The 11,708-nt window shown below is 68.3% G+C and carries 12 protein-coding genes; 8 read left to right on the forward strand and 4 right to left on the reverse strand.

What is annotated here, in order from left to right; genetic code table 11:
* Nucleotides 1-2 precede the first annotated feature (2 nt).
* Genes AC1VXD_RS02750 through AC1VXD_RS02775 form a run of 6 tightly spaced genes read left to right on the forward strand, consistent with a single transcriptional unit; the run spans nucleotide 3 to nucleotide 5,907 of the window.
* Nucleotides 3-2,831 carry a monovalent cation/H+ antiporter subunit A gene (locus tag AC1VXD_RS02750; RefSeq protein WP_482990719.1) on the forward strand — a complete coding sequence of 943 codons (2,829 nt, stop codon included), beginning with the start codon at nucleotides 3-5 and terminating at the stop codon, nucleotides 2,829-2,831.
* A complete protein-coding gene (locus tag AC1VXD_RS02755) occupies nucleotides 2,831-3,208 on the forward strand; it encodes a Na+/H+ antiporter subunit C (RefSeq protein WP_313144534.1) in 378 nt (125 codons plus the stop codon). Before AC1VXD_RS02750 ends, AC1VXD_RS02755 begins: the two co-directional genes overlap by 1 nt.
* Entirely contained in the window at nucleotides 3,205-4,740 is a 1,536-nt protein-coding gene (locus AC1VXD_RS02760; RefSeq protein WP_482990720.1) for a monovalent cation/H+ antiporter subunit D, read from the forward strand. The genes AC1VXD_RS02755 and AC1VXD_RS02760 overlap by 4 nt, the downstream gene beginning before the upstream one ends.
* On the forward strand, nucleotides 4,737-5,243 hold the full coding sequence (locus AC1VXD_RS02765; protein WP_482990721.1) for a Na+/H+ antiporter subunit E: 507 nt from the start codon (nucleotides 4,737-4,739) through the stop codon (nucleotides 5,241-5,243). The genes AC1VXD_RS02760 and AC1VXD_RS02765 overlap by 4 nt, the downstream gene beginning before the upstream one ends.
* Entirely contained in the window at nucleotides 5,240-5,524 is a 285-nt protein-coding gene (locus AC1VXD_RS02770; protein WP_079223917.1) for a K+/H+ antiporter subunit F, read from the forward strand. Before AC1VXD_RS02765 ends, AC1VXD_RS02770 begins: the two co-directional genes overlap by 4 nt.
* Nucleotides 5,521-5,907 (forward strand): Na+/H+ antiporter subunit G, encoded by a 387-nt coding sequence (locus AC1VXD_RS02775; RefSeq protein WP_482990722.1) that lies wholly within the window; start codon nucleotides 5,521-5,523, stop codon nucleotides 5,905-5,907. The genes AC1VXD_RS02770 and AC1VXD_RS02775 overlap by 4 nt, the downstream gene beginning before the upstream one ends.
* Before the next feature lie 54 nt (nucleotides 5,908-5,961).
* Here the strand turns inward: AC1VXD_RS02775 and AC1VXD_RS02780 are convergent, their stop codons facing one another.
* The gene (locus tag AC1VXD_RS02780; RefSeq protein ID WP_482990723.1) at nucleotides 5,962-6,915 is read right to left on the reverse strand and encodes a sodium:calcium antiporter; all 954 of its coding nucleotides are present in this window, start codon (nucleotides 6,913-6,915) and stop codon (nucleotides 5,962-5,964) included.
* 74 nt (nucleotides 6,916-6,989) lie between these two features.
* Complete coding sequence (locus AC1VXD_RS02785; RefSeq protein WP_482990724.1) at nucleotides 6,990-7,637, reverse strand: hypothetical protein; 648 nt, start codon at nucleotides 7,635-7,637, stop codon at nucleotides 6,990-6,992.
* A 123-nt stretch (nucleotides 7,638-7,760) separates the two neighbouring features.
* On the opposite strand from AC1VXD_RS02785, the gene AC1VXD_RS02790 reads away from it, so the two are divergent.
* Nucleotides 7,761-8,396 carry a hypothetical protein gene (locus AC1VXD_RS02790; protein ID WP_482990725.1) on the forward strand — a complete coding sequence of 212 codons (636 nt, stop codon included), beginning with the start codon at nucleotides 7,761-7,763 and terminating at the stop codon, nucleotides 8,394-8,396.
* A 51-nt stretch (nucleotides 8,397-8,447) separates the two neighbouring features.
* Here AC1VXD_RS02790 and hmgA read toward each other — a convergent pair whose 3' ends face one another.
* Nucleotides 8,448-9,752 carry a homogentisate 1,2-dioxygenase gene (gene hmgA, locus AC1VXD_RS02795; protein ID WP_482990726.1) on the reverse strand — a complete coding sequence of 435 codons (1,305 nt, stop codon included), beginning with the start codon at nucleotides 9,750-9,752 and terminating at the stop codon, nucleotides 8,448-8,450.
* Between the two features lie 98 nt (nucleotides 9,753-9,850).
* Nucleotides 9,851-10,963, reverse strand: coding sequence for a 4-hydroxyphenylpyruvate dioxygenase (gene hppD, locus AC1VXD_RS02800; RefSeq protein ID WP_174208704.1), 1,113 nt, complete (start codon nucleotides 10,961-10,963; stop codon nucleotides 9,851-9,853).
* Nucleotides 10,964-11,092: 129 nt separating this feature from the next.
* Here hppD and AC1VXD_RS02805 point away from each other — a divergent pair, with 129 nt between their 5' ends.
* Complete coding sequence (locus AC1VXD_RS02805) at nucleotides 11,093-11,587, forward strand: MarR family winged helix-turn-helix transcriptional regulator (RefSeq protein ID WP_079223924.1); 495 nt, start codon at nucleotides 11,093-11,095, stop codon at nucleotides 11,585-11,587.
* The last annotated feature ends 121 nt before the right edge of the window (nucleotides 11,588-11,708 follow it).

Here is an 11,708-nt window from a genome sequence, read left to right on the forward strand (position 1 = left end):
GCATGCTCCCCAGCCTGCCCCTGCTGCTGGCCCTGCCGTTCCTGATGGCAGTGGCTGTTGCGGCCTTCCCCCGTAGTTCCCGCTCGACAGCCGCCTGGCTGGCGGCGCTGGCGCCGTTGGGCGGATTGGCCATCCTCGGCTGGCTGACCCCGGCCATCCTGGATGGGCAGGTGGTCCGCAGCCTGATGCCCTGGCTGCCGCAGATCGGGCTGGACTTCGCCCTGCGGCTGGACGGCCTGGCCTGGATGTTTGCCGGCATGGTGCTGGGCATCGGCGCGCTGGTGGTGCTGTACGCGCGTTACTACCTCAGCAGCCAGGACAACGCGCACCGCTTCTACTGCTACCTGCTGCTGTTCATGGGCGCCATGCTGGGCATGGTGATCTCCGGCAACCTGCTGCTGCTGATGGTGTTCTGGGAAATGACCAGCATCAGCTCGTTCCTGCTGATCGGCTTCTGGTCGCACCGCAAGGACGCCCGCGAGGGCGCGCGGATGGCGCTGGTGATCACCGGTGGCGGCGGCCTGGCCCTGCTCGGTGGCGTGCTGCTGATCGGCCGCATCGTCGGCAGCTTCGACCTGGACGTGGTGCTGGCCGCCGGCGACCAGATCCGCGCCAGCGCGCTCTACCCCTACGCCCTGTTCCTGGTGCTGGCCGGCATCTTCACCAAGAGCGCGCAGTTCCCGTTCCACTTCTGGCTGCCGCATGCGATGGCCGCGCCCACCCCGGTGTCGGCCTACCTGCATTCAGCCACCATGGTGAAGGCCGGCGTGTTCCTGCTGGCCCGCCTGCATCCGGCCCTGGCCGGCACCGACCTGTTCTTCTATACGGTCAGCGGCATCGGCGCGCTGACCCTGCTGATCGGCGCCTGGAACGCGATCTTCCAGCACGACCTGAAGGGCCTGCTGGCCTACTCGACCATTTCCCACCTGGGTCTGATCACCCTGCTGTTCGGCCTGTCCACGCCGATGGCGGTGGTCGCCGGCGTGTTCCACATCCTCAACCACGCCACCTTCAAGGCCTCGCTGTTCATGGCCGCCGGCATCATCGACCACGAGACCGGCACCCGTGACATGCGCAAGCTGGGTGGGCTGAGAAAGCTGATGCCCTTCACCAGCGCGCTGGCGATCATCGCCTCGCTGGCGATGGCCGGCATCCCGCTGCTCAACGGCTTCCTGTCCAAGGAAATGCTGTTTGCCGAGGCGTTGACCGCTGGCGGCCCGGGCACCATGCGCACCGCGGTGTCGATCGCCGCGCTGCTGGCCGGCGTGTTCGGCGTGGCTTACAGCCTGCGCTTCGTGCACGACACCTTCTTCGGCCCCGGCCCGCACGACCTGGACCGCGTGCCGCACGAGCCGCCGCGCTGGATGAAGGTGCCGGTGGAGATCCTGGTGGTGATCTGCGTGGCGGTGGGCATCGCCCCGGCGCTGACCGTGGCCCCGGTGCTGCATGCTGCGGCCGGGTCGATCCTCGGCGCTGCCATGCCCGAGTACAGCCTGTCGGTCTGGCACGGCTTCAACCTGCCGCTGGCGATGAGCGCGATCGGCGTGGTCGGCGGCGTGGCCCTGTATTTCGGCCTGCGCAGGCTGATCAACCTGCACGGCGTGCAGAACACCGCCACCGGCCGCAACGTCTTCCATGCCCAGCTGGACACGGTGTCCGCGCTGGCCATGCGCCTCACCAACGGCATCGCCAACGGCAGCCTGCAGCGCATGCTCCTGGGCCTGGTGCTGGTGGCCATCACCGTGGCCGCCGCGCCCTACATCGCCAACCCGGTTTCGCCCAACTGGACCAAGCCGCAGCCGATCCCGCTGCTGGGCTGGGCGCTGTGGCTGGTGATGATGGCCTGCGCCGTGGCCACCCTGCGCGTCTACAAGCAGCGCCTGCTGGCGGTGCTGCTGGTCGGCGGCGTCGGCCTGATGGTCTCGCTCACCTTCGTGTTCCTGTCTGCCCCGGACTTGGCCCTGACCCAGCTGCTGGTGGAGATGGTGACGCTGGTGCTGATGCTGCTGGGCATGAACTACCTGCCTGCCCAGTCCGGGCCGGAGCGGCCGCGCTGGCGAAAGCAGCGCGATGCGGTCATCGCGATCATCGCCGGTGCCGGCCTCGGCGCGCTGGCCTATAGCGCGATGACCCTGCCGCCGAACACCATGGCCGGCGAGATGCTCGCCCGCGCCCTGCCCGAGGCCTATGGGCAGAACGTGGTCAACGTGATCCTGGTCGACTTCCGCGGCTTCGATACCTTCGGTGAGATCACCGTGTTCGGCATCGCCGCGCTGGTGGTGCATGCCCTGCTGCGGCGCACGCGCATGGCCCCGGAGCAGATCATGCCGGGCCCGCCGATCAAGCTGCCGGTGCCGGCCGATCTGGCCCAGATCATGTTCCCGCTGACCCTGACGGTGTCGATCTTCCTGTTCCTGCGCGGCCACAACGCGCCCGGCGGCGGCTTCATCGCCGGCCTGGTGCTGGCGGTGCCGTTGCTGATCCAGTACGTGATCCAGGGCACCGCCTCGGTCGAATCGCGCTTCGGCTTCGACTACATCCGCTGCATCGGCATGGGCCTGCTGATCGCCCTGCTCAGCGGCAGCGCCTCGATGCTGTTCGGCGTGCCGTTCCTGACCAGCGGCCACCTCGACCTGCACCTGCCGCTGATCGGTGAAGTACCGCTGGCCAGCGCGATCGGCTTCGACATCGGCGTGTATCTGGTGGTGTTCGGCGGTGCCATGCTGATGCTGTCGATGATGGCCACCGTGAAGCCCTCGCGTACCCGCAGCGCGCGCAAGGGCGAGATCGACCTGCAACGCCGTTCGGCCCGCACCGGGGAGATGCACTGATGGAACTGGCCCTGGCCACCGCGATCGGCGTGCTGACCGCCATTGGCGTCTACCTGCTGCTGCGCGCGCGCAGCTTCGATGTGATCCTCGGCATGACCTTCCTGTCCTACGCCACCAACCTGCTGATCTTCGCCGGCGGCCGCGTAGTGCAGGGCAAGGCGCCGGTGCTGCAGGAAGGCCTGGAGAGCCACCTGGGCAACTACACCGATCCGCTGCCGCAGGCACTGGTGCTGACCGCCATCGTCATCGCGTTTGCGATGACCGCGGTGACCATCGTGCTGGCGATGCGCAGCCGCAGCGACAACCACAGCGACCACGTGGATGCGCACGAGCCGGATGAGGACGCACCGCCGCGTCGGGGCGAGGACCAGGCATGAATCATCTGGTGATCCTGCCGATCCTGGTTCCGCTGCTCGGCGCCGCACTGTCCCTGTTCGTCGAACACCGCCGCTATGGCCCGAAGGTGCAGCGCAGCGTGGCCTGGACCGCAATGGCGGCGCTGGCCGTGGTGGTGGGGCTGCTGTTCGCGCAGACCGCCGGCGGTGACATCAACGTCTACCTGCTGGGTGACTGGCCCTCGCGGCTGGGCATCGCGCTGGTGGCCGACCGGCTGTCGGCGTGGATGCTGCTGACCACGTTGCTGCTGGCCATCCCCTGCCTGATGCATGCGTGCTCGGGCTGGGACCGGCGCGCACCGCACTTCCACGCGCTGTTCCAGTTCCAGCTGGTCGGCCTGAACGGTGCGTTCCTGACCGGCGACATCTTCAACCTGTTCGTGTTCTTCGAGGTGATGCTGATCGCCTCCTACGGTCTGCTGCTGAGCGGCGGCCGCGGCCTGCGCATGCGCATCGGCCTGCACTACGTGGTGTTCAACGTCACCGCCTCGACCCTGTTCCTGATCGCGCTGGGCCTGCTGTATGCCTCGCTGGGCTCGCTGAACATGGCCGAGCTGTCGCAGCGCATCGCCGAGGTGCCGGCCTCGCAGCTGACCCTGGTGAAGGCGACCATCGGCCTGTTGCTGCTGGTGTTCTGCGCGAAGGCCGCGCTGATGCCGCTGTACCTGTGGCTGCCTGAATCCTATGCGCGTGCACCGGCGGCGGTGGCGGCCCTGTTCGCGATCATGACCAAGGTCGGCCTGTACGCGGTGCTGCGCGTGCAGATGCTGTGGTTCGGCGAGGACGCCGGCGCGCTGGCCGGCTATGGCCGCGACTGGCTGCTGTGGGCCGGCGTGGCCACGCTGGTGCTGGGCGGCCTGGGCGCGCTGGCCGCGGCCCGCCTGCGCGTGCTGATCTCCTACCTGGTCATCGTCTCGGCGGCGACGCTGTTCATTGCTTTCGCGGTGGGCACGCCGAAGGTGCTGTCGGCCGGCCTCTACTACCTGCCGCACAGCAGCTTCGTGGCGGCCGCCCTGTTCCTCGTCGCCGACCTGATCCGCCGCCGCCGTGGCGGTGCCAGCGACCGCAAGGAAGTAGTGGCACCGATGCCGGGCAAGGAAACGCCGGCCGTGCTGTTCCTGATCGGCGCGGTGTCGGTGGCCGGCCTGCCGCCGCTGTCCGGCTTCCTGGCCAAGGCCGCGCTGCTGGCCGGCATGCCGGCGCAGTACACCGGCGCGGTGTGGACGGCGGTGCTGGTCAGCAGCCTGCTGGTCATCATGGGCCTGAGCCGCGGCGGCATCCGCCTGTTCTGGCGCGTGCCGACGCCGGACCCGGACGCGCCGCCGCCGCGCAAGGCACCGCTGCGCCGCATCGAGCTGTATGCCGCGTGCCTGCTGCTGGCCTACGGTGTCGGCATGGCCGTGGCCGCGGCGCCGCTGATGCGCCACACCGACGCCATCGCCGCCCAGCTGCTGCAGCCGGGCGACTACGTGCAGCAGTTGCGCGCGACCACGCCGGAGATCCGCCAGCCATGACCGCCAAACCTTCCCTGCGTCGGCGCCTGTTTCCATCACCGCCGCTGAGCGTGATGGTGGTGGCCTTCTGGCTGCTGATGTCCGACAGCTTCACCCTCGGCCAGTTCCTGCTCGGGCTGCTGCTGGGGGTGGTGGTGCCGCTGTTCGCGGCGCGCCTGGACCGCGAGTTCGCCCGCATCGGCACGCTGCGGCCGGTGCCCAAGCTGCTGGTCGTCACCCTGTGGGACATCCTGATATCCAACATCCGCGTGGCCATCCAGGTGCTCGGCCCGGAGCGCAACATCCACCCCGGCTTCATCTGGCTGCCGCTGGACATCGCCAACATCCACGGCATCGCCGCGCTGACCAGCATGATCACCCTGACCCCGGGCACCGTGTCGGCCGCGCTGAGCGATGACCGCAAGTACCTGCTGGTGCACGTGCTGCACCTGGAAGACCCGCAGGAACTGATCGACACGATCAAGCAACGTTACGAAGCCCCGTTGATGGAGATCTTCCCATGACTGGATTCCAGATCATCCAGACCACCCTGGTGGTGTGCATGCACGTGGTCGGCCTGGCCATGCTGCTGGGCACCTGGCGCCTGCTGCGCGGCCCCACCGTGCCGGACCGCATCCTTGCGCTGGACACGCTGTCGGTGACCGCCATTGCCGAGCTGATGCTGTTCGGCATGTACCTCAACTCGGCCATCTATTTCGAGGCCGCGCTGGTCATCGCCATGCTCGGCTTCGGCAGCACGGTGGTGCTGAGCAAGTTCGTGCTGCGCCGGGACATCGTCGAATGATCACCTTCATCCAGATCGCCCTGTCGGTGCTGCTGCTGTTCGGCTGCTTCTTCATCCTGGTCGGTGCACTGGGGCTGGTGAAGCTGTCGACGTTCTTCAAGCGCCTGCACGCGCCGACCAAGGCCAGCACGCTGGGCGTGGGCTGCGTACTGGCGTGCTCGGTCTGCTACCACATCTTCCTGGGCCAGGACCCGCAGCCGCGCGAGCTGCTGATCACCGTGTTCCTGTTCATCACCGCGCCGATCAGCGCGCACATGATGGCCAAGGCCGCGCTGTCGCTGCTGATGGAAACCCGCCCTACCCTGCCCGGCAACGAGCGCGCGAAGGAAGAGCAGCTGCCGCCGCCGGAGCCGGCGCGGGAAGAGGACGCCCCCGCGCGTTGATGGTCGGTGCCGACCGTTGGTCGGCATGGCCCATCATCCACGCATGGCGTGGATCTACAGGACCAGGGCGATCTCCAGCCCCAGCCACGCGACGAACGCGCCGAGCAGGATCGCGCCTTCGCCACGGCTGATCTTCAGGTCACCGCGCAGCATCGGGTACAGCACCACGGCGAAGGCCAGCAGCGCCGGCAGTTCCAGCCGTACGAACGACGCCGGCAGCGCCAGCGGCTGCAGCAGGCCCATCGCGCCGATCACCAGCAGCAGGTTGACCACGCTGGAGCCCAGCACGTGGCCCAGCACCATGTCGCCGTGGCCACGCCGCGCGGCAGCGAGGGCCGCGGCCACTTCCGGCAGCGTGGTGCCGATGGCCACCGGCAGCAGGCCCACCAGCAGCGGGGTCCAGCCGAGCGCCGCGCCGAAATCCGCCGCAGCGCCCACCACCAGGCGCGCGCCCCAGTAGAGCGTCAGCGCGGCGATCAGCACGCGCAGCACGTTCAGCGGCAGGCTGGTGCGGCTCAGCGCGGATTCGGCGATGATCGCCTGCACCTCAGGCGCTTCCAGGCGCCCGCGACGCAGCAGCACGATCTGCACCAGCACGAAGCCCGCGACCAGCACGCCGGCTTCCCAGCGCTGCAGGCGACCATCCAGGCCGAACACGATCAGCAGCAGGCCGGCGGCCAGCAGCGACCACCACAGCACGCCCTGCAGACGCGCGCGCAGCAGCAGCGGCGCGGCGATGGCGGCCACCGCCAGGGTCAGGCCCAGATTGGCGATGCTGCTGCCGATGGCATTGCCCAAGGCCAGCTCCGGCTGGCCGACCCACAGCGCGCGCGCGTTGACCGCCAGTTCCGGCAGCGAGGTCGCAACGGCGAGCAGCAACAGGCCGGCGGTAAAGGCGCTGGCGCCGAAGCGCTGGGCGAGGCCGGCAACGGCCTTGACGATGGAATCCCCGCCCAGCGCCAGCAGCAGCAGGCCAAGCAGGAACCAGGCAATTGAAATGGCGATCATCGAGCACTCCCCAGCGGTCGTGGCGCGATTCTACGCGTGGCCCACCCTTGGCGGGTGAGCCACGGCCGCCGTGGTCAGCCGCAGCCTTCCACGTAATCCACCTGCGGGGTCTGGCCGACCCGCCAGCTGCCGACCTTGCCATCGGCGCCCAGCGCGAAATCGATGATGGCCGCGCCTTCCTGGGCCGGGCGCACGCGCAGATGCTGGGCCTTGTCGTCGTACTTGTCCGGGCCGACGTCGGCGCGTTCGGGATACAGCAGCTGCAGCTCGCCCAGGGTCATGCCGACCTTACCGCCGCCCGGGGCGACGATGCCGGTGCTGCGTACGTCGTAGCGCACCAGCTTGCGGCCCTCGATCATCAGGCGCGGGTCCTCGGCATCCTGCGGGCGCAGGAAGTAGCAGCCGTCGTTGTTGTCATCGGCCGGCAGGGGCTTGCCTGCCGCATCGGTGCCCAGGCCCTGCAGCGGCGTGCCGAAGCCACTGCGCACCTCGGCGATGGCCGCGCCCAGGCGGGCACCGCCGAAGCCATCCAGCCGCGCGGGGCTGTCACTGCGCGGATCGGCCGGCGAGGTGGTGGCCAGGTCGGCATCAGCCGGGGCGGTGGCGGTCGCCGTATCCTTGGCCGGGGCTAGGGCAGCCTCGGGGCTGTCGGGGCTGTCGGGGCTGCGCGAACAGGCGGCCAGCGACAGCAGCAACAGACCGGCAATCGGGAGGTGTTTCATGGCGCGGTTCCTTTGCACGAGATGGCTGCACGCTAGCGCAGCGCGCGTGCAGGCGCTGCATTGTCATCGCCGTTTCATGCCCCGCGTTCAGGCTCGGCGTGCACCGACTTGGCTGTCCCTCCCATGCAACCGCGCAAGACCGACCTCGCCCGAACCGCGCTGCAGGCCCACCGCGCGCCGCTGGACATGCGCCAGCGTCGCCTGCTGATCCTGTGTGATGGCCAGCGCAGCATCGCCGACCTGACCGGCTTGATGGGCCAGGAAGCGCCTGCCATGGTGATCCAGCTGATCCAGGGCGGCTATCTGGAAACCGGCGCGCCCGCAGCGGCAAGTCCATCTGCCCCGCCAGCGCCTGCCGCGCCCCGCCCTGCGCCGGCGGTGGCAGCCGCACCTGCACCCGCCCCCGTGCCGGCCCCCGCCACGGCCGCACCGGTCGAGCGCCGTCGCTCGCTGGTGGCCGCACGCATCTACCTGCTGGGCATCCTGGAGATGCAGCGCAATCCGATGGCGGCGGCGCTGTTCCGCGACCTGCAGCAGGCCCGCGCCGAAGGCGATGTGGTGACGGTGATCCAGGCGGCGCTGTTGGCGCTGCCGGGCATGACCTCGGACGGTTACTGCGAGCGCGTACGGCTGCGCCTGCTGGAAGCGCTGCCGACGGAGCATTGCGACGCCTTCGCGGCCACGGCCCAGCTTCGACCCGGTAGAGTCGACTGTTGGTCGACTATCGCGCGCAGCGCGGGGTTTCTCGTGCCCGATTGAAGAGCAGTCGACTAACAGTCGACTCTACCCCGCCTGCCCGGCCAGCCTCTGCTACGCCGAACGGAAATTGTTGCGCAGGCCGTTCCAGCACTGCTGGTAATCGCCCTGGCGGTGGCTGGCGGCCACGGCCTGCGCGCTCGGGCGGATCACCGCGCGGGTCTCGAACATGAAGGCCATCGTGTCCTTGATGACATCGGCCTTGGACAGGTCGGCGTTGGAGGCCTTGTCGAAAGTCGGCGCATCCGGGCCATGGCCGCTCATGCAGTTGTGCAGCGACGCGCCGCCGGGCACGAAACCCTCGGCCTTGGCGTCGTAGGCACCGTGCACCAGGCCCATGAATTCGCTGGCGATGTTGCGGTGGAACCACGGCGGGCGGAACGTGTTCTGCGCCACCAGCCAGCGCGGCGGGAAGATGGCGAAATCCATGTTGCTGGTGCCCGGCGTGTCGCTGGGCGAATGCAGCACCAGGAAGATCGACGGGTCCGGATGGTCGTAGCTGATCGAGCCGATGGTGTTGAAGCGGCGCAGGTCGTAACGGTACGGCGCGTAGTTGCCGTGCCAGGCCACCACGTCCAGTGGCGAATGGTCGATGGGCGCGCGCCACAGGCGGCCCTCGAACTTGGCGATCAGTTCGAAATCGCCGTCCACATCCTCGAATGCGGCGTGCGGGGTTTCGAAGTCGCGCGGGTTGGCCAGGCCGTTGGCACCGATCGGGCCCAGGTCGGGCAGCTTCAGCAGCGCGCCGTAGTTCTCGCAGATGTAGCCGCGGCTGGGGCCGTCGGGCAGTTCGACGCGGAAGCGCAGGCCGCGCGGAATGACCGCGATCTGCTGCGGTTCGATCTCGATCACGCCCAGTTCGGTCAGCAGGCGCAGCGCACCCAGCTGCGGCACGATCAGCAGTTCGCCGTCGGCGTTGTAGAAGTAGCGGCCGACCATGTCCCGGTTGGCGGCGTACAGATGGATGCCCACGCCGGCATGCGCATCGGGCGCGCCGTTGCCGCCCATCGTGTACAGGCCTTCGACGAAGTCGGTCGGCAGTTCCGGCAGCGGCAGCGGGCTCCAGCGCATCTGGTTCGGCGACGCCGGCTGCGCGCCGAAATCACACTGCAGCTGCGACTGCGCGAACGGGGTGAATTCGCCGTGGGTTACCGCCGGGCGGATGCGGTACAGCCAGCTGCGGCGGTTGCTGCCGCGCGGCGCGGTGAACGCGGTGCCCGACAGCTGCTCGGCATACAGGCCGTGGGCCACCTTCTGCGGCGAGTTCTGCCCGACCGGCAGCGCGCCGGCGACGGCCTCGGTGGCGAATTCGTTGCCGAAACCGGACTGGTAACCGCGGGCGGTGAGGGCGGTGGACATGGTGGCTCCTGGAACGCGATGCCGGAACGGAAAGCCGAGCATGGCTCGGCTCTACGGGTGAGCAGCCGCCGGGCGTGGCCCGGCGCTGCCGATGAACGTTACAGCACGCCGCGGCGGATCTGGTCGCGCTCGATGCTTTCGAACAGCGCGGTGAAGTTGCCTTCGCCGAAGCCCTCGTTGCCCTTGCGCTGGATGATCTCGAAGAAGATCGGGCCGATGCAGTTCTGGGTGAAGATCTGCAGCAGCTTGCGCTGGTGGGTTTCCGGATCGGCGTCGATCAGGATCTTGTTCTTCGCCAGGCGCGCCACGTCTTCACCGTGGTTCGGCACGCGCTGGTCGATCACATCGAAGTAGGTTTCCGGCGTGTCGAGGAAATCCACGCCCTGCGCGCGCATGGCTTCGACGGTCTCGTAGATGTTGTCGGTGAAGCAGGCAATGTGCTGGATGCCCTCGCCCTTGTACGCGTCCAGGTACTCGTTGATCTGGCTCTTCGGGTCGGACGATTCGTTCAGCGGGATGCGCACGATGCCGTCCGGCGCGGTCATCGCCTTGGACACCAGGCCGGTCTTCAGGCCCTTGATGTCGAAGTAGCGGATCTCGCGGAAGTTGAACAGGCGCTCGTAGTAATCCGACCACTGCTGCATGTTGCCGAAGTACAGGTTGTGGGTCAGGTGGTCGATGAAGGTCAGGCCGAAGCCGAACGGACGCAGGTCGGCGCCGTCGATCACCTCGTAGTCGCCATCGAAGACGCTGCCGGCGCTGCCGTAGCGGTCCACCAGGTACAGCATGCAATCGCCGATGCCCTTGATGACCGGGGCGTTGACGGCCTTGCTGTCCGGCTTGAAGGCGATGGCTTCGGCGCCGTTGCCCAGGGCGGTCTGGTAGACCTCCTGGCCCGGCTTCTTGAAGCGGATGGCGAAGCCGCAGGCGCACGGACCGTGCTTCTCGGCGAAGTCGGCGGCGAAGGAATCCGGGTCTTCGTTGACGAGGAAGTTGACGTCGCCCTGGCGATAGACGGTAATCGGACGCTGCTTGTGCTTGAGCACCGCGCTGAAGCCCATCTTGCGGAAGTACTCGTGCAGCTCCTGGCCACGGCCGGCCGGAGCGGCAAATTCGACGAACTCGAAGCCGTCGATGCCCATCGGGTTTTCGAAGGTGGTGACCTGCATGCCGGGGTTCGGGTGCGAGGCGGTCGGGACTGCGGTATTCATGGCGTGGCTCCGAATCGGTACCGCATCGGTACAAACCAGGTGCGGGCTAGGGTGGACCCGGCGAGAATGCAGGGTCCGGACATACCACTTATAGTTACACTTGAAACCACCAGCAAGGTGCACCGCAGCATGAGCCCAGCCGACCCCGCCTCCACCCGCGTGCGTGCCTCGCACGTCCTGCTCGACCTGGAACAGTTCCTGCCATATCGGCTGAGCGTGCTGTCCAACCGCGTGAGCGGCAACATCGCCAAGCTCTATGGTGACCGTTACGGCCTGGCCATTCCCGAATGGCGGGTGATCACCATCCTGGCGCTGTATCCGGGGTCGTCGGCCAGTGAGGTCTCCGACCGCACGGCGATGGACAAGGTGGCGGTCAGCCGGGCGGTGGCGCGCCTGCTGGAGCGCGGCTTTATCAAGCGTGAGACGCACGGCGACGACCGCCGGCGCTCGGTGCTCGCGCTGTCGGCGGCGGGTTTCGAGGTGTACGAGACGATCGCGCCGCTGGTGATCGAGATCACCCGCAAGCTGATGTCGGTGCTGAGCGAGGAAGAAGAGCAGGTGCTGGAGAAGCTGATCCTGCGGCTGGCCGGTGATGGCCTGGAGCGGATGGGCGAAGGCGTCTGAAGGGATTTTCCGGGGCCCTGCCCCCGGCCCCAGGTATTCCCGCCCCCGGCCGCGGAAAATAAATGGCACCACCGGCGTGATTGGGGGGGTGGGGGGGTGGGCACTTTATCCACACCAAGCG

The sequence above is a fragment of the Stenotrophomonas sp. STEN054 genome, from assembly GCF_056854535.1.